The 17,737-nt window shown below is 32.9% G+C and carries 13 protein-coding genes and 3 tRNA genes; 5 read left to right on the top strand and 11 right to left on the bottom strand.

Translation table 11 applies throughout. From position 1 onward, the window contains the following. Nucleotides 1-44 precede the first annotated feature (44 nt). From R3L15_RS06685 to R3L15_RS06720, 8 genes are all read right to left on the bottom strand, one after another. On the bottom strand, nucleotides 45-1,322 hold the full coding sequence (locus R3L15_RS06685) for a DUF3987 domain-containing protein (protein ID WP_338734029.1): 1,278 nt from the start codon (nucleotides 1,320-1,322) through the stop codon (nucleotides 45-47). Next, nucleotides 1,315-2,073: a DUF5131 family protein gene (locus tag R3L15_RS06690; protein WP_338734031.1), complete on the bottom strand. Its 759-nt coding sequence runs from the start codon at nucleotides 2,071-2,073 to the stop codon at nucleotides 1,315-1,317. The genes R3L15_RS06685 and R3L15_RS06690 overlap by 8 nt, the downstream gene beginning before the upstream one ends. Then, the gene (locus tag R3L15_RS06695; RefSeq protein ID WP_338734033.1) at nucleotides 2,066-2,353 is read right to left on the bottom strand and encodes a helix-turn-helix domain-containing protein; all 288 of its coding nucleotides are present in this window, start codon (nucleotides 2,351-2,353) and stop codon (nucleotides 2,066-2,068) included. The genes R3L15_RS06690 and R3L15_RS06695 overlap by 8 nt, the downstream gene beginning before the upstream one ends. A 132-nt stretch (nucleotides 2,354-2,485) precedes the next feature. Beyond that, on the bottom strand, nucleotides 2,486-3,283 hold the full coding sequence (locus R3L15_RS06700; protein WP_338734035.1) for a hypothetical protein: 798 nt from the start codon (nucleotides 3,281-3,283) through the stop codon (nucleotides 2,486-2,488). Nucleotides 3,284-3,398: 115 nt separating this feature from the next. Continuing rightward, nucleotides 3,399-3,472: transfer RNA gene (locus R3L15_RS06705), tRNA-Arg, on the bottom strand. A gap of 23 nt (nucleotides 3,473-3,495) precedes the next feature. Beyond that, nucleotides 3,496-3,570 (bottom strand) — tRNA-Pro (locus R3L15_RS06710). A gap of 5 nt (nucleotides 3,571-3,575) precedes the next feature. After that, nucleotides 3,576-3,662, bottom strand: a tRNA-Ser gene (locus tag R3L15_RS06715). A gap of 95 nt (nucleotides 3,663-3,757) precedes the next feature. Continuing rightward, complete coding sequence (locus R3L15_RS06720) at nucleotides 3,758-5,806, bottom strand: HDIG domain-containing metalloprotein (RefSeq protein ID WP_338734037.1); 2,049 nt, start codon at nucleotides 5,804-5,806, stop codon at nucleotides 3,758-3,760. A gap of 132 nt (nucleotides 5,807-5,938) precedes the next feature. On the opposite strand from R3L15_RS06720, the gene R3L15_RS06725 reads away from it, so the two are divergent. Beyond that, nucleotides 5,939-7,117, top strand: a complete 1,179-nt coding sequence (locus tag R3L15_RS06725; RefSeq protein ID WP_338734039.1) for an acetyl-CoA C-acyltransferase — start codon at nucleotides 5,939-5,941, stop codon at nucleotides 7,115-7,117. A gap of 22 nt (nucleotides 7,118-7,139) precedes the next feature. After that, on the top strand, nucleotides 7,140-7,889 hold the full coding sequence (locus tag R3L15_RS06730) for a C40 family peptidase (protein WP_338734041.1): 750 nt from the start codon (nucleotides 7,140-7,142) through the stop codon (nucleotides 7,887-7,889). A gap of 55 nt (nucleotides 7,890-7,944) precedes the next feature. On the opposite strand, the gene R3L15_RS06735 is transcribed toward R3L15_RS06730, so the two are convergent. Together R3L15_RS06735 and gyrA are read right to left on the bottom strand one after the other, a co-directional pair. Further along, a complete protein-coding gene (locus R3L15_RS06735) occupies nucleotides 7,945-9,192 on the bottom strand; it encodes a tetratricopeptide repeat protein (RefSeq protein WP_338734042.1) in 1,248 nt (415 codons plus the stop codon). An 11-nt stretch (nucleotides 9,193-9,203) separates the two neighbouring features. Continuing rightward, on the bottom strand, nucleotides 9,204-11,756 hold the full coding sequence (gene gyrA, locus R3L15_RS06740; RefSeq protein ID WP_338734044.1) for a DNA gyrase subunit A: 2,553 nt from the start codon (nucleotides 11,754-11,756) through the stop codon (nucleotides 9,204-9,206). 260 nt (nucleotides 11,757-12,016) lie between these two features. Between gyrA and R3L15_RS06745 the strand changes: the two genes are divergently transcribed. Beyond that, on the top strand, nucleotides 12,017-14,560 hold the full coding sequence (locus tag R3L15_RS06745; protein WP_338734045.1) for an ATP-dependent Clp protease ATP-binding subunit: 2,544 nt from the start codon (nucleotides 12,017-12,019) through the stop codon (nucleotides 14,558-14,560). A gap of 86 nt (nucleotides 14,561-14,646) precedes the next feature. Beyond that, complete coding sequence (locus tag R3L15_RS06750; RefSeq protein WP_338734047.1) at nucleotides 14,647-15,039, top strand: hypothetical protein; 393 nt, start codon at nucleotides 14,647-14,649, stop codon at nucleotides 15,037-15,039. Here R3L15_RS06750 and hutH read toward each other — a convergent pair. Next, nucleotides 15,032-16,543, bottom strand: a complete 1,512-nt coding sequence (gene hutH, locus R3L15_RS06755; RefSeq protein WP_338734048.1) for a histidine ammonia-lyase — start codon at nucleotides 16,541-16,543, stop codon at nucleotides 15,032-15,034. The genes R3L15_RS06750 and hutH overlap by 8 nt on opposite strands. 127 nt (nucleotides 16,544-16,670) lie before the next feature. On the opposite strand from hutH, the gene R3L15_RS06760 reads away from it, so the two are divergent. After that, the gene (locus R3L15_RS06760) at nucleotides 16,671-17,717 is read left to right on the top strand and encodes a TlpA disulfide reductase family protein (protein WP_338734050.1); all 1,047 of its coding nucleotides are present in this window, start codon (nucleotides 16,671-16,673) and stop codon (nucleotides 17,715-17,717) included. Nucleotides 17,718-17,737 lie beyond the last annotated feature (20 nt).

Below are 17,737 nucleotides of genomic sequence, written 5' to 3' on the forward strand. Positions count from 1 at the left end.
AAAATTGAGGCTGTTTTTTTGTTGAAATTGCAGAAATTGCAATCTTATCCTAAAACTCTTTTATACTTACCGTGTTTGATTTTACGGATGACTTTTTTCTTTCTCCATTGTTTTAATTTTTCATCCATGGTTCGCTCAGGAATACCAAATTTTTCTGCTTTCTCAATAGCTTCCTTTCTCATAAAAGTTTCATTCAAGGAAAACAGCAAATCATCTTCTTGCTGATTCAATAAGGTATCATTGAACTCGCTGAAAATTTGTAGTGCATGTCTCAAAAGATTCTTAGTCAATGAAGCCGCTATATCATAATCTACATTATTACAAATTATATCTTGTGATAAATCAAGATTATCATTACTGTAATTTCTGATAACGGTTAGTACCATAGCTATTCTAAATAAAATCAAGCCGTGTCTTCTAACATTAGAAATAAAATCTTCAGAATTATTTTCAACTACAGAATCTGAAATATGAGTCATTAGATTATTAAAATATTCCATTTGTTCAAGTGAAAATTTAAACTCAATTTCAGATGGATTTTGGAATAGCTTTCCATATAAAGGATAGATACAGTCATTACCTATAGATTCAAAATGTTTAGATACATCTTCACTATAGCCAAATACATCTTTCCAACCTGAATAGTTTTTAAATTTAAAGTACATGAACCTACTAAAAAGTCCATTTTCTTTAGACTGAATTAGAGGTTTTACTTGGTCAGGTGTTCCACAAAGGACCATAGAAAGTCTAGGGTTATCAATCTCTAAATTTAAGTTGTCTTTCTTACGTGTTATTGAAAGTTTTTCGTGATGAAATGCTTTACGCAAAACATCACTAAAATTCCCCCAGTCATTCGTCATAGCTCCTGTTATAGAATCAGCTTCAGACTCTAAAATAATACTCCCATAATGTGAGTCTGCTAACGATGAATATATTTGAGATGAACTTGTATTTCCTGCAATAATCTTGTACTTAATACCAGGACAGTCGTCATTGTCAATGTCCTTGTTTTTTTTACAATCTTTTGCTTCTTGTTCACTATCATTTTTAATTTTTTCATGAATAGATTTTACAAGACCGATTGCATATTTTACTGCTCCTTTTCCTGATGCGGCTGGTGCAACGATAAAAAAGTATAGATTTGAGTAAACTTTGCTACCGCCATAAATACCATAAACTTTGGGTAAACATCCACTTAAAACTCCTAAGCAAGACAGCAGTACAATATCTCGTTCTCTGTCTTCAAATAAATCCGTTAATTGTTTTAACGGTTCAGGCAGATTTTGATATATCTGCTCATCTATTTTCATATTTTTATCCATTGTCTTTAATTTTTGGATATTGTCTTATTCTAAAAAACTCATTAAAATTTGGGCAATACTTTTCACCTTTCCAGTCTCTTAAATAGAAATGGTTATGATGATACCATGTACCGAATTGTTTAAAGAAAATAGGTGTTTGCGAATCTCTTAATTGATACATTAATGATAAGAACCAAGATAGCTCTGACTTTCTATAATTTCCATTAGTACCAGATTCACCACCAATTACAGCCCAATCAATTATATCAATCTCATCTTTTGAAAGAAATATTTCCCCTAATAAAGGTTCAAAAGAAACCCACCGTAACTCACATGGAACATCTTTAAGAGTATGAAGCCTATGAAGCTCATTCATGGATTCTATACTTACTCCAAGCCACACATTTGAGTAGTTTTTTTGACACCAATCTTTAGGTAAACATTTCTTGATTCGTTCAGGTCTTTTTGTCAAAATCTGAAAAGTATGATGCTGAGAATTTTTGATTATTTCCCAGACTTGAGGTCTGACTTTATCAGCTTCTTGCAAAAAGAAATCTGACATTGAACATGTAAAAATCAGTTGTGATTTTTTTATTGATAGTGGTTTAAATAATTGAGATGTATTTATAAAAACGTTTTTAGCATCTTGATTTTGATTTTCAAAATTTCGATACAAATAACAGAATTTACATCCTGCTGAAACTTTATGGCAACCCATCCAAGGATTCCAAGTAAAGTTAGTCCATGAAATTGAGCTTTCTTTTTTAGCCATGATTACCACGCTTTAAAAAATTATCAATTTCATCTTCCAACTCATTAGTCCCAGACACTTCATTTCTGAGCATCCAAACATCTAAATCCGAACGTTTAAAATAGATGAGTTTTCCATTCGGCTTGTAATAGGTGATTTCACCTTTAGAAGTCATTTTATATAAAAACGACTTACTCACCTTGAGATAGCTTAATGCTTCCTCAAAGTTTAGAATATCCTTACTTACTATGTTTTGTTTTTCTAGGATATTCTTTATTTCTATAAGAATTTCATTATTCATAATATACTTATTAGGAAGCCCATAAATTTGAAACCGCGGTATGGGATTCGATTATTATGATGCGAAATAACTATATTATAGAAGGAAAGTTTGAAACAGTTAAGTGGTCAAAAAAATGGTTTTTTGTTTCAATTAGATTAAAAAATCTTTTTTACGTGCAATAAATTTTTGACGAAGAGCCTTAATATCTCCATTAGTTAAATTGATGTTGTCTTCTATATTATCATATAGCTCAATGCAATGTGTATTATTGTCATTTGTGTATTTAATTTGAGCTATACGAAGAAAAAAGTCTATAAATTTTAAGGCATTCGTTTGATTAAAATCTCTATTAATAAGAAATTGACATACTGTATTAACAACATAATAAGGTATATATTCTTCGGAATATTTAAAGTCTAAATTATTTTCATCCTGTAAGATAGAATTATAATCTTGTTCAGTGATTCCGTAATAATATATCAAAGCATTAAAAATATCTTTTTTTAAAAACCAATTATCTATTTTGAGTGCCTTTTCTTTTAAAGGGTTAAACTGTATGGAAGTAATATTTTTCTTGTCTGATTGGTAAAGTTTAAGAGCTTTAATAATTTGCTTTTTTTGCTTTATAGCATTTACGAAATCATTTGTAAGTGATTCGTTTAGGTCAGTTTCAAAATATAATAAATGAGTACTTTGGAAACTACATAACAACGAGATAAATTCTTGCTCAAAATCTTGTAATTTATAATGATTTAAAAGTTCCTTTAAATGGTTGATTATAAATTCTGGAATTAACCCTTTATTATAAGTATTACTAAAACTAGAAATCTCTTGAATATCAAATTCAAAAAATTGAAACGAATTTATATTCACTTCAATTAAATCATCTGAGACAAAGTTCTGATATTCGTTATTTTTATACTCTTGAAAGATATACGTTTTACTCATCCAATTTAATTTGAGAAACTAATTTATGAAAAATTGAACCCATATTGAACCCAAGGAAAAAATGAAAAAAGTATTAAAAACAAAAAAGCCACGTCATTACTGACATGGCTCTTTGTGATCGCGACAGGATTCGAACCTGTGACCGTCTGCTTAGAAGGCAGATGCTCTATCCAGCTGAGCTACGCGACCCTTCAAGAATTATAATTCTGAAGTCGGGGTGGCAGGATTCGAACCTGCGACCTCCGCGTCCCAAACGCGGCGCGATAACCGGGCTACGCTACACCCCGAAAACTGGCGGAGAGACGGGGATTCGAACCCCGGCAACACTTACGCGTTGACAGATTAGCAATCTGCTCCATTACCACTCTGGCACCTCTCCAAATTTAATACATTAAAGAACATTCCTCAAATGCGGATGCAAATGTAACGCATCATCTTCAAGAACGCAACTATTTCAAATATTTTTTTATCAATTTATTCAGGATATTCAATTCTTAAATGGTAAATGTTTGCTAATTTGCGTTTTAGCACTTTTTTAATGGCTTGAATTTCTTTAAACGTAATGTTGGCGTTTAAAAATTGTTCTTCAGCCATTTGTTTATTGATAATATTTTCCACAAAACTATCAATCTTAGTCGATGTAGGTTCTTTTAAACTTTTCGAGGCTGCTTCAACACTATCACACATCATTAATATCGCGGTTTCTTTACTAAATGGTTTGGGACCTGGATAAGTAAAATCGGTTTTATCTACTTCTTCGTTTAGTTTTTTCTCTTTAGAATAAAAATAGTACACGACACTTGTTCCGTGATGTGTTCTAATAAAATCTATAACACGATCTGGTAAATTGTTCTTTTTGGCAATTTCAATACCATTAATAACATGGTCTATAATAATACTAGCACTTTCTTTTGAAGATAGCTCATCATGCGGATTAATTCCTGTAGATTGGTTTTCGGTAAAATAAGTAGGGTTTTTCATTTTTCCAATATCGTGATACAGTGCCCCTACTCTAACCAGCATAGCATTGGCACCTATTTCATTTGCCGAAGCTTCTGCTAAATTGGCTACATTTAACGAATGGTGAAACGTACCGGGTGCTTTATTGGATAGCTCTTTTAGTAGTTTAGAATTGGTGTCAGATAATTCCAATAATGACACATCTGATACTAAACCAAATATTTTTTCGTAAACATAAATTAATGGTTGTACAAATAAGGTTGCCAAACCACACAATACAAACAGTCCAAAGGTTTCCCATTTTAAGTTTTCAACACTGCCTTCATGAATTACAAAAAAAGCAAAATAAGCCACAATATAAATCATGGTTATTTGTCCTACCGAAATAAATAAATTAGCCCTTTTATACAGCTCTGAAACTGTTAATATGGTTACTATTCCTGCTATAATTTGCAAAAACATATACTCGTAACTATTCGACACTATAGATCCTAATAATAATACAGTTATTACATGAGAAAATAGCCCTAACCTAGCATCGAAAAAGGCTTTAAGAACTAAAGGCAAAATACATATAGGAACCACGTAAATATATTGCGCATCAAAATTAACAACCAAAGTAGTTAGCAATACCATTAAAAAGATATTGAAAAAGATAAAGGTTACTTTAGTATTATTTTCAAAAACTTCTGGTCTGTATTTTCGTAAAAACAATAATAACATGAGTAAAGCTAAAGCAACTAATAGTGTATAAGCAAACACAATCCAGTTATAATTAGAGTCGCTCCAAACTTGAGATTCATATTCGGCTTCAAGCGATTTTAACTTTTGATATTTATCGCCCTCTACAACTTCACCTTTTGAAATGATTAATGTTTCGCGTTCTACGCTTCCTCGTGTGTATGAAATTTTGCTTAACTCATTTTGAAGTGCTTTCTCTGTAAACACTTTGTTATAGGTTAAATTGGGCTCAACAATATCAAAAAACAATGAAGTGAATTGATTAAAATACTCTTCTAAATTATTTTTAACTAATTCGCTATTTATTATTGTTCTTAAATCACTTTGTTTCGTTAGGTCACTATATATTCCAGAACTTCGCTCGATTCTGTTTTCTAGAATAACCACTTTTTTATTTAAAGGAAAGTCATAATCTTGGTCTAAAACCCCTTTTTTATATAATCTGTCAATAATATTCTCTCCAGCACTTATAATATTGCTTTCTCTATGTCCTTGTAAAGAATCTGAAAGAAGGCTTTTATAATCTTGTAAAAAGGACGTTATCACCTGTTGCTTAACGTCTGCTTCTAGGTTAAAATATAACACAGACTGATTTCTTACCTCATTTTTTTCTGTATTGACCTCAGAGGTTGTTTTCTTTATAGCAAAATCAAAAGGCGCATAAAGATTTTCGGACTGCCATGGCTTACCGCGCTCAAAATTATATTTAAACTTCCCACTTTTAGGAAACAAATAAACAATTAAAAACGTGGCGCTTATGTAGAGTAAAATCTTGTAAACAAGCGAATGATTACGATAAAGCGAATTAATAAAGTCTTTCATCAATGAAGGTTCAATAATTCAAATGTAGTAAATTATAGTCGATATATAAACCGTTTATAATCGCTGTTACATTATCAATTGTGGTAAAAAATGATTAATTTTGTGCATCAACAAAAAAACTAAAAAATACATATGAGTAAAGAAGTCGTTATTGTATCTGCAGCTAGAACTCCTATAGGAAGCTTTTTAGGAGGATTATCAACTATTCCAGCTCCTAAATTAGGTGCTGTCGCCATAAAAGGTGCGTTAGAAAAAATAAATCTAGATCCAAGTCAGGTTCAAGAGGTTATTATGGGAAATGTTGTTCAAGCTGGTACAGGTCAAGCTCCTGCTAGACAAGCGGCTATTTACGCAGGTATTTCAGAAAACGTTCCTTGTACTACAGTTAATAAAGTATGTGCTTCAGGAATGAAAAGTGTTATGCAAGCTGCCCAAGCTATTGCTTTAGGTGATGCTGAGGTTGTTGTGGCAGGTGGTATGGAAAATATGAGTTTAATACCTCACTACTACCATGCAAGAAGTAGCAAGAAATTTGGTCCTGCCGTTATGGAAGATGGTATGCAAAAAGATGGCCTTGTAGATGCTTACGATAATAATGCAATGGGTGTTTGTGCCGATGCTTGTGCTGTAGAATATGATTTTTCTAGAGAAGACCAAGATGCTTTTGCTATGGAGTCTTATAAAAGATCTGCCGCTGCTTGGGATGCAGGAAAGTTTGACAATGAAGTAGTGCCTGTTGAAGTTCCTCAGCGTCGTGGAGAACCAGTAATTGTTTCAAAAGATGAAGAATATACTAACGTAAAATTAGAAAAAATTCCAGCATTACGCCCAGCATTTACAAAAGAAGGAACCGTAACCGCTGCCAATGCTTCTACTATAAACGATGGAGCTGGTGCCATGGTACTTATGAGTAAAGATAAAGCTGAAGAGTTAGGGCTTAAACCTTTAGCTATTATAAAAAGTTATGCCGATGCAGCACAAGACCCAAAATGGTTTACTACTGCTCCTGCAAAAGCGCTACCAATTGCCTTAAATAAAGCTAACATTAGCTTAGACGATGTTGACTTTTTTGAGTTTAACGAAGCCTTCTCTGTTGTTGGATTAGCTAATATGAAAATTTTAGGATTAAACGATAGTAATGTTAATGTTAATGGTGGAGCCGTTTCTTTAGGACATCCATTAGGATGCTCAGGTGTTCGTATTCTTATAACACTATTAAACGTTTTAGAGCAAAATAATGCTAAAATAGGCGCTGCTGCAATATGTAATGGTGGCGGTGGAGCATCTGCTATGATAATAGAACGCGCATAACCCCATAACCGACTCACTATTAATGCTTTACGGAATTTGTAATTTAAGTATCGTACCATTACGATTTGAACCTACTGACAAAAGTGAACTTGTGTCTCAGGTTTTATATGGTGATTACTTTAAAATACTTGAAAAGCGAAAATCATGGAGCAGAATTAGATTAGGTTTTGATAATTATGAAGGCTGGATAGACAATAAACAACTTGTTGAAATTTCGGAAGAACAATACAAGCAACTTCATAACGAAGCTCCAATAATTGCTACAGATTTAGTAGAGTTTATAGAAGATGAAAACCAACAGTTATTCCCAATTCCGCTTGGAGCTACGTTAAACGGTTTACAACTGCTTAAACACAAGCATGACGGAACTACTGAGAATAAAAAACAACCTAAAAGTCATTTTTTAAATACAGCATTTCTATACTTGAACGCTCCTTATCTTTGGGGAGGAAAAACACCTTTTGGCATAGATTGCTCTGGGTTTACGCAAATGGTTTATAAGCTTAATGGGCATAAATTACTTAGAGATGCCTCGCAACAGGCTACTCAAGGAGAATCGTTAAGTTTTATTGAAGAAAGTGAACCTGGAGATTTAGCCTTTTTTGATAATAATGAAGGAGACATTATTCATGTGGGGATAATCATGGAAGATAATTATATTATTCACGCTCATGGTAAAGTAAGAATTGACAGACTTGATCATTCAGGAATTTATAACCATGATAAACGTATGCATACCCATAAACTTCGAGTTATAAAAAAAATAGTTTAAATAAAAAAAGCCGCTAAATAATAGCGGCTTTTTTTATTAATTAACACTTGGGTTATTAATTACCCATAGATTCTACTTTAGCTTTCATTGCTTTATACTTATCTGTTTCGCCTATAGCACTGTAAATATTCATTAATGTTTGTGCAGCTCCTACATTATCTGGATCGTTATTTAGTACTGTTTCTAAATATGGAATAGCACTTTTGAATAATTGAATTCTTTCTTCTTGCAATTCATCATAACGCTTGTTATCTGCAGCCGAACTTCCAAGACCGTTCATTTCTTCAATAATACCTTGCTCTCTTCCTAATAATAATGCAGCCATATTAATTTGAGCACTATTATAACTTGGATCTAAATCAATAGCTTTTTGGTAATATTTTTTAGCAGACTCTACATCACCAGACTCTTGAGCAATAACACCTAAATTAAATTGTAACTCTGCATTATTAGGGTCTCTCTTAGTAGCTTCTTTTAATAAAGCTTGAAACTCTTTTTTATTGCCTAATTGAAGATGTAAATTTGCTTCTGAAATTAATAAGTTTAAATCGTCAGGATTTGATGCTCTTGCATCGCTCATAGCGTCTAAAGCTTTTTCTTTTTCACCTTTCTCAATATAGATTAAGGCTATATTTTTAACAATTTCAGCATTTTTTGGTTCTGTTTGTTTTTCTGTTGGCTTTATGTGGCTTCCTGTTTTTACAGATACATCACGCATATCTTTGCTAGCAAACATTTCCTCTTCACCTGTTTCTTTATTAACCGCAAAATATTGGTTTTGAATACCAACATAACCTAAATCTCTTAGTTCTCCATATAAATCAAGAGCTCTGTCATAATCTTGAACTGTTACTGCCATAATTGCAGAATTATAAAGATATAATGTGTCTTGGGAAGAAACCCTGTAGGCATTTTCAAAATATTTAGAAGCCTCTCTATAATCTTTACCTTCGTAAGCTTTGTTTCCTTTAGTTAGAAAACTCTGTAGCATATTGTTTTTAAGCTCTAAAGACTCTTTTTCGTAATCACCTTCCACATTAGAAAGGCTGGAAAGTGCTGATTGTATATCGGTATTACTTGCAGCTCCATTTGCGTATATAGCAGCTGCCATAAGATAATGATACTTTGCCTTCAAATCCTGATCCATAGATGGTAACATACCGCTTACTTGTTTAAGCAAAGTCTTAGCTTCCGCATAATTATTCCCATCTACAGCTTTTTCTGCCTTTCTTAGCTCTTTCTTCTGAGAAAAAGAAAAACTTGTTATTGCAAGTGCTAAAGCAACTACAATTTGTTTTTTCATTTTTTTAATTTTTAGTTTTCGTTATTGTTTTCTTCTTGATTACTATCAATAGCTGTGCCATCTTCTAAATTGTCATCCATTTCCTCCCCTTCAATAGAATCTTCATCATAGACTACTTTGGCCACGGCTGCTATTGAGTCATCATTTTTTAAGTTAATTAATTTTACTCCTTGAGTAGCTCGTCCCATGGTACGTAAATCGGCTATATCCATTCTAATGGCAATACCAGATTTGTTAATAATCATTAAGCCATCTTTATCAGATACACTTTTAATAGCAACTAAGCTTCCTGTTTTATCTGTTACCGAGATGGTTTTAACTCCTTTCCCGCCACGGTTTGTAATGCGGTAAGTTTCTTCACCTGTTTCAGGGTCATCTATAAAGGTACGTTTTCCGTAACCATTTTCAGAGACGACTAAAACGGTTTCTTCTTGCGGGTTATTTACAGTAATCATGCCAACCACTTCGTCTTTATCGTTAGCTAAAGTAATTCCTCTAACTCCTGAAGCATTTCTCCCCATAGGTCTAGTTTTACTTTCTTCAAAACGAATAGCTTTTCCAGATTTTACAGCTAACATTACTTGGCTATCGCCTGTGGTTAATTTGGCTTCTAATAACTCATCACCTTCTTTTATAGTAATGGCGTTAATACCATTAGTTCTTGGACGTGAATATTGCTCTAAAGATGTTTTCTTAACCTGGCCTTTTTTTGTAGCCATAATCACAAAATGATTATTTATATACTCCTCATCTTTAAGATCTTGCGTACAAATAAAGGCTTTCACCTTATCGTCTTGCTCAATATTGATTAGGTTTTGAATAGCTCTACCTTTAGATGTCTTGGTACCTTCTGGGATTTCGTACACACGCATCCAGAAACATTTTCCTTTTTGCGTAAAGAAAATCATATATTGATGATTTGTTCCTACAAAAATATCTTCAAGGAAATCTTCATTTCTGGTAGTTGATGCCTTTTGGCCAACGCCTCCTCTATTTTGTGTTTTATATTCCGATAATGGTGTTCTTTTTATATAGCCTGCATGAGAAATTGTGATTACCACTTTCTCGTTAGGAATCATATCTTCAATACTTAAATCACCACCCGCATACTCTATTGTAGAACGACGCTCATCACCATATTTATCTTTAACTTCTAAAAGCTCATTTTTAATGATTTCCATACGTCTATCCTTTTTATCTAGGATATCTTTAAGGTCTTCTATAGTTTTTAAAAGTTCGTCGTATTCTGAACGCAGTTTATCTTGTTCTAGACCTGTTAACTGGCGTAAGCGCATTTCTACAATGGCTCTTGCCTGAATTTCGGTTAATTTAAAACGTTCTATTAGCTTCTCTCTAGCCTCCTCTGCATTTGATGACGCTCTTATTAGCGCAATAACTTCATCTATATTATCCGAAGCTATAATTAAGCCTTCAAGAATATGAGCACGCTCTTCAGCTTTACGCAATTCATATTTTGTACGGCGCACAACAACCTCGTGTCTGTGTTCAACAAAATAATGAATTAAATCTTTAAGATTAAGTAATTGCGGTCTTCCATTTACTAAAGCAATATTATTAACGCTAAAAGAAGACTGTAAAGCGGTATACTTATATAGTTTATTTAATACAATGTTTGGTATTGCATCGCGTTTTAAAACATAAACAATACGCATACCATTTCTATCGGATTCATCACGAATAGTAGCAATACCATCTAGTTTTTTATCGTTTACTAAGTCGGCAGTTTTTTTAATCATATCTGCCTTGTTAACTTGGTATGGAATTTCGTTAACAATAATACATTCTCGTCCGTTAACTTCTTCTATATTGGCGCGACCACGCATAACGATTTTTCCACGTCCTGTTTCAAAAGCCTCTTTTACACCGTCATAACCATAAATAATTCCTCCTGTTGGAAAATCTGGCGCTTTAACATGAGTAATAAGTTCTTCAATTTCAATATCGTTATTTTCAATATAAGCAACTGTTCCATCTACCACTTCGGTTAAATTATGTGGTGGCATATTTGTAGCCATACCTACAGCAATACCAGAAGCTCCATTAACTAATAACCCTGGAATACGGGTTGGTAAAACAGTAGGCTCTTCTAAAGTATCATCAAAGTTAAGTCTATGATCAACCGTTTCTTTGTCGATATCGGCAAGCATGTCTTCCGATATTTTTCGCATTCTAGCTTCAGTATAACGCATTGCTGCGGGACTATCGCCATCTATTGAACCAAAGTTACCTTGCCCATCAACAAGCATATATCTTAGACTCCATTCTTGAGCCATACGAACCATAGTATCGTATACCGAAGTATCTCCATGAGGGTGATATTTACCTAATACTTCACCTACAATTCTTGCTGATTTCTTATAAGAACTGTTAGATCTTACACCTAATTCGTGCATACCAAAAAGCACTCTCCTATGAACAGGTTTTAATCCATCACGCACATCTGGTAGAGCACGTGACACAATGACCGACATTGAATAATCAATGTAGGCTGATTTCATTTCATCTTCAATGTTAATAGGAATTAGTTTTTCTCCTTCTGCCATATATAAATCAAATTAGTTTTTTTCATTTTTTCACATCGTGCTAATATAACCAATTCATCAGTAACAGCAGGATGTACAGAAATGTTTTTTAGGTTTTTTTATTAACAACATTTACACATTATGTTTAATAAGTAAGATGTTAAAAATTTTGAAATAATAAGGTTTTTTTTGTCCTTTATCAATTATTGGTTTAAATTAAGGTATAGTATTTGCTTATGCTACTTTAATTATGTTACATTTAATGTTGAAAGGAGATTTTTATGGATGATAATTTTTCACCACGGGTAAAAGATGTTATTGCTTTTAGTAAAGAAGAAGCGTTAAGATTAGGCCATGATTTTATTGGCACAGAACACTTAATGCTTGGACTATTACGAGATGGTAGCGGCAAAGCCATTAATATATTGAATGCACTTGAAATTGATTTAAACCATTTAAGAAGAAAGGTTGAAATACTAAGTCCTGCCAACCCTAATGTTACTGTTACTTCTAACGAAAAGAAGAACTTGCATTTAACACGACAAGCAGAACGCGCTCTAAAAACAACATTTTTAGAAGCTAAGTTATTTCAAAGTAACTCAATTAATACCGCACATTTGTTGTTATGTATTTTAAGAAATGAAAACGACCCAACAACAAAACTACTTAATAAATTAAAGGTAGATTATGATAACGTTAAAGAACAGTTTAAACTTATGATTACAAACGACGACGAATATATAGAACCAAGAGCCGAAACTTTTGGTGATGAAGATGCATCTACCAACGATGACTCTAAAGACAATATATTTAACTCACCATCTTCAAAACCAAATAAAAAGTCTAAAACACCCGTTTTAGATAACTTTGGAAGAGATTTAACAGCTTTAGCAGAAGAAGGTAAACTAGATCCCGTTGTTGGACGTGAGAAAGAAATAGAACGCGTATCACAAGTATTAAGTAGAAGAAAGAAAAACAACCCGCTTTTAATAGGTGAACCAGGTGTTGGTAAAAGTGCCATTGCCGAAGGTTTAGCCAATAGAATTGTTAAACGTAAAGTATCCAGAATTCTATTTGGAAAACGTGTTGTTACTCTAGATTTAGCGAGTTTAGTTGCAGGAACCAAATATCGTGGTCAGTTTGAAGAACGCATGAAAGCCGTAATGAATGAACTAGAAAAGAATGACGACATTATTCTTTTTATAGATGAAATTCATACCATTGTTGGTGCCGGTGGCGCTACAGGTAGCTTAGATGCCTCCAATATGTTTAAACCCGCCTTAGCAAGAGGCGAAATTCAATGTATAGGAGCCACTACTCTAGATGAATACAGACAATACATTGAAAAAGACGGTGCTTTAGAACGTCGTTTTCAAAAAGTCATTGTGGAGCCAACTTCTGTGGACGAAACCATAGAAATACTCAATAATATTAAAGAAAAATACGAAGAACATCATAATGTTGATTATACACCAGAAGCTATTGAAGCTTGTGTAAAATTAACCAATAGATACATGACCGACCGTTTCTTACCAGACAAAGCTATCGATGCTTTAGATGAAGCTGGATCGCGTGTACATATTAAAAATATCGATGTTCCTAAGCAAGTACTTGATCTTGAAAAACAACTAGAAGAAGTTAAAGAAACAAAAACATCGGTTGTTAAAAAGCAAAAGTATGAAGAAGCGGCTAAGCTACGCGACGATGAAAAACGCTTAGAAAAAGAATTAGCTATTGCACAAGAAAAATGGGAAGAAGAAACCAAATTACATCGTGAAATTGTAACCGAAGACAATGTTGCAGACGTTGTTTCAATGATGACAGGTATTCCTGTAAACAGAATTGCCCAAACAGAAAGCAATAAACTTGCTAAACTTCCAGAGCTTATAAAAGGAAGAGTTATTGGTCAAGACGAAGCAGTTTCTAAAGTGGTTAAAGCCATACAGCGTAATCGCGCCGGACTTAAAGACCCTAATAAACCTATTGGATCCTTTATCTTTTTAGGGCAGACAGGTGTTGGTAAAACTCAGTTAGCCAAAGTACTTTCTAAACAATTATTTGACAGTGAAGATTCGCTTATTAGAATAGATATGAGTGAATATATGGAGAAATTCGCCATTTCTAGATTGGTTGGTGCACCTCCGGGATATGTGGGCTACGAAGAAGGTGGACAGCTTACCGAAAAAGTAAGACGCAAACCATACTCTGTTGTGCTTTTAGACGAAATTGAAAAAGCGCATCCAGATGTCTTTAATATGCTCTTACAAGTACTTGATGATGGTTATTTAACCGATAGTCTTGGTAGAAAAATAGATTTTAGAAATACCATTATCATTATGACGTCCAATATTGGAGCACGAAAACTTAAAGATTTTGGTACGGGAGTTGGTTTTGGTACATCAGCACAAAAAGCACAAGCCGATGCTAATGCTAGAAGCGTAATAGAAAACGCTCTTAAAAAAGCATTTGCTCCAGAATTTTTAAATAGAATTGATGATGTTGTTGTGTTTAATGCTCTTGAAAAAGAAGACATTATCAAAATTATAGATATTGAACTCGAAAAACTATTTGTTAGAATTAAAAGCTTAGGCTATGATTTAACTTTAACAAAAAAAGCAAAAGACTATATTGCAGAAAAAGGGTTTGATAAACAATACGGAGCAAGACCTTTAAAAAGAGCTATTCAAAAGTACATTGAAGATCGTTTAGCCGAAGAAATCATCAACTCCAACATTCAAGAAGGTGATAAAATTAGCATGGATTTAAATGAAAAAACCGAAGATTTAAAGGTAACTATTAAAAGTAAAAACAAAACAGAAAGTTAACCATAACTTAAATATCATTTATTCTTAAAAACTCTCGATAATATCGAGGGTTTTTATTTTTGCAAAAAATTGTATAACTTTAATTGATGTCAAATAAAAAAATCATACATGCTTATGGTACTGTAATTATACAAGAATCTTGTATGATTTCTATTCTTAATGAAGGCGTAAATGTCTCAACAGAATCCTATCAAATTCTTACAACAATAGCGCAAAAACAATTTAAAGAAAAAAACTTTGTTTATATTTCTTTAAGAAAAAAGGCCTATTCGGTTAATCCTCTTATTTATCCTAATATGTCTAATATTAAAAACTTAGTTGGTTTTGCTGTAGTTTACAACGACACTACAATTATAGATAATACCGAAGTTGAAAAACTGTTTATTGGGTTACCATTTGAAGTTTTTAACAACTTAAATAACGCTATAAAGTGGGCCAATAAAACGGCATATCTTCCTAAAAGGAAAAATGCTAATTAAATACTTCTTCAGTATCAATTGCTAAATGCTCAATAAAGTTCACACTAGACTGTATATCTTTATAAAGCTCTCTATCGTCAGAAACAAATGCAACAGTTTCTCTGTAAACTAACAATAACGACTCTATTAATGATGAAGATTTTTTTGGCGCTCTAAATTTTATAGCTTGTGAGGCATTAAATAATTCGATAGCTAAAATTTGTTTTAGATTATTAAGCAACTCTAAAGCTTGAACAGCTGCATTGGCTCCCATACTTACATGATCTTCTTGACCGTTACTAGACACAATACTGTCTATTGACGCTGGAGTTGCCAATTGCTTGTTAGCGCTTACAATACTAGCAGCTGTGTATTGCGGTATCATAAATCCTGAATTTAATCCAGGGTTATCTACTAAAAATACGGGTAAATCGCGTAGGCCAGAAACTAATTGAAATGTTCTTCGCTCTGAAATATTTCCTAGTTCAGCCATAGCTACTTTTAAATAATCGAAAGCTAAAGCTAAAGGTTGCCCATGGAAGTTTCCGCCAGAAATAATTTCATCTTCGTTTACAAAAATATTTGGGTTATCTGTAACCGAGTTTATCTCTGTTATAAATGTTTTTTCTACAAAACTTAACGTATCTTTTGTTGCGCCATGAACTTGTGGCATACATCTAAAAGAATAAGGATCTTGCACATGCTGCTTTTCTTGAACAATTAACTCACTATCACTTAAAAATTCACGCACTCTTTCAGCAGTTTTTAATTGTCCATTATGCGGTCTAACCAAATGCACCAATTCGTTAAATGGTTCTATTCTGCCATCAAAAGCATCTAAAGACATACTTCCTATTAAATCTGCAAAGTAAGATAATCTGTAGGCTTCTATTAAAGATTTAATACCATAGGCACTCATAAATTGCGTACCATTTAATAAGGCTAAACCTTCTTTAGATTGTAATTTTATAGGCTTCCAATTAAACTTATTTAAAACATCTGAGGCATTGTATTCCTTGCCTTCAAACATGACTTCTCCTCGACCTATTAAAGGTAATGCCAAATGTGCTAAAGGTGCTAAATCTCCCGAAGCACCTAACGATCCTTTAGTGTAAACAATTGGAAGTACATCGTTGTTGTAAAAATCTACTAAGCGTTTCACCGTATCTAACTGTACGCCACTATGGCCGTAACTTAACGACTGTATTTTAAGTAACAACATTAACTTAACAACCTCACTTGGAACACGATCTCCCGTACCACAAGCATGCGACATCATAAGGTTTTCTTGAAGCTCGGTTAATTTATCTTCAGAAATTTTCACATTATATAACGATCCAAATCCAGTATTAATACCATAAATAGGTGTTTTTTGAGATTTTAACTTGTCGTTTAAATAAGCTCTGCAAGTAGAAATTTTATTTATGGATTCTTCTGATAGTTCTATTAATTTATGTTCAGAAACAATATTATAAATTGTTTTTAAATCAATTGGATTGGATGATATATAGTGTGTATTATTCATGATTTTTTAAAATAGAGTGCAAAATTCAACAATCACATCAAGAAATCCAAGAAATAATAATTATTCCTTAAAAATCTCTAATTATATCAATTTCTCATTATTTTTGGTGAAACCTAAATTTTAATTCATGAAAAGATTACCACTTCTATTGTTAGCTTTAGCTGCAGTTTCTTGCAATAAAGTTGAAGAAAAACCAAAAGACTATGTATCGTTCTCTGGAACAATAACCAATAAAAATTCCGACTCTCTTGTTGTAAGAAGTCGTGCTTATTCTAAAACCATTGCTGTTAACCCAGATGGCACATTTAGCGACACTCTTAAATTAGATACAGGCATTTACAATCTTTTTGATGGCGCAGAAAGCACAAACATCTTCCTAAAAAATGGCTTTGATATTAGCATGACCATCGATACTAAAATGTTTGATGAAACGGTAAAATACACTGGAAATGGCGCCGAACATAGTAACTTCTTAGCTCAAAAAAGCTTAAAAGAAGAAGACCTATTAAATATCGATGAATTAAGTAAACTAGAAGACTCTACTACACTTGTTAACGAACTTAATACCATTAAAAGTGAATTAACTACATTTTACAAATCTAATACTAAAGTAGATTCAACAATTACAGAAAATGCCTTAAAAAATGTTGAACCTATGTTAAAATCGTATCAAGGGTATTTACTTAGTAAAATAACCTTACGAAAAGAACTTCCTAAAGGCAGCCCTTCTCCTGTTTTTGAAAACTACGAAAATCATGCTGGTGGTACCACATCGTTAAGCGACCTAAAAGGAAAATACGTTTATATTGATGTTTGGGCAACTTGGTGCGGTCCTTGTAAAGCTGAAATTCCTTACTTAAAAGAGGTTGAAAAGAAATATCACGATAAAAACATTCAGTTTGTAAGTATTTCTATTGATGATGCTAGACGTTCTGGTGGCGGAAGCATGGAAAAAGCTAAAGAAAAGTGGTATAATATGGTTGAAGAAAAAGAATTAGGTGGCATACAGTTAATTTCTGATAAAAATTGGCAATCAGAGTTTGTTCAAAATTACAAGATTAACGGTATTCCTAGATTTATTTTAATCGATCCTGATGGAAACATTGTATCGCCAGATGCACCAAGACCTTCTAGCGATGCTTTAATTGAGTTATTTAACGAATTAAATATTTAAAAACAGATAAAAAAAATTCT

The organism is Mangrovimonas cancribranchiae, assembly GCF_037126245.1.
Lineage (GTDB): Bacteria > Bacteroidota > Bacteroidia > Flavobacteriales > Flavobacteriaceae > Mangrovimonas > Mangrovimonas cancribranchiae.

Bases quoted from the DNA above. Each gene is read 5' to 3' on its own strand.
- R3L15_RS06685 (WP_338734029.1), bottom strand. From the start codon at position 1,322: ATGGATAAAAATATGAAAATAGATGAGCAGATATATCAAAATCTGCCT.
- R3L15_RS06690 (WP_338734031.1), bottom strand. From the start codon at position 2,073: ATGGCTAAAAAAGAAAGCTCAATTTCATGGACTAACTTTACTTGGAAT.
- R3L15_RS06695 (WP_338734033.1), bottom strand. From the start codon at position 2,353: ATGAATAATGAAATTCTTATAGAAATAAAGAATATCCTAGAAAAACAA.
- R3L15_RS06700 (WP_338734035.1), bottom strand. From the start codon at position 3,283: ATGAGTAAAACGTATATCTTTCAAGAGTATAAAAATAACGAATATCAG.
- R3L15_RS06720 (WP_338734037.1), bottom strand. From the start codon at position 5,806: ATGAAAGACTTTATTAATTCGCTTTATCGTAATCATTCGCTTGTTTAC.
- R3L15_RS06725 (WP_338734039.1), top strand. From the start codon at position 5,939: ATGAGTAAAGAAGTCGTTATTGTATCTGCAGCTAGAACTCCTATAGGA.
- R3L15_RS06730 (WP_338734041.1), top strand. From the start codon at position 7,140: ATGCTTTACGGAATTTGTAATTTAAGTATCGTACCATTACGATTTGAA.
- R3L15_RS06735 (WP_338734042.1), bottom strand. From the start codon at position 9,192: ATGAAAAAACAAATTGTAGTTGCTTTAGCACTTGCAATAACAAGTTTT.
- gyrA (WP_338734044.1), bottom strand. From the start codon at position 11,756: ATGGCAGAAGGAGAAAAACTAATTCCTATTAACATTGAAGATGAAATG.
- R3L15_RS06745 (WP_338734045.1), top strand. From the start codon at position 12,017: ATGGATGATAATTTTTCACCACGGGTAAAAGATGTTATTGCTTTTAGT.
- R3L15_RS06750 (WP_338734047.1), top strand. From the start codon at position 14,647: ATGTCAAATAAAAAAATCATACATGCTTATGGTACTGTAATTATACAA.
- hutH (WP_338734048.1), bottom strand. From the start codon at position 16,543: ATGAATAATACACACTATATATCATCCAATCCAATTGATTTAAAAACA.
- R3L15_RS06760 (WP_338734050.1), top strand. From the start codon at position 16,671: ATGAAAAGATTACCACTTCTATTGTTAGCTTTAGCTGCAGTTTCTTGC.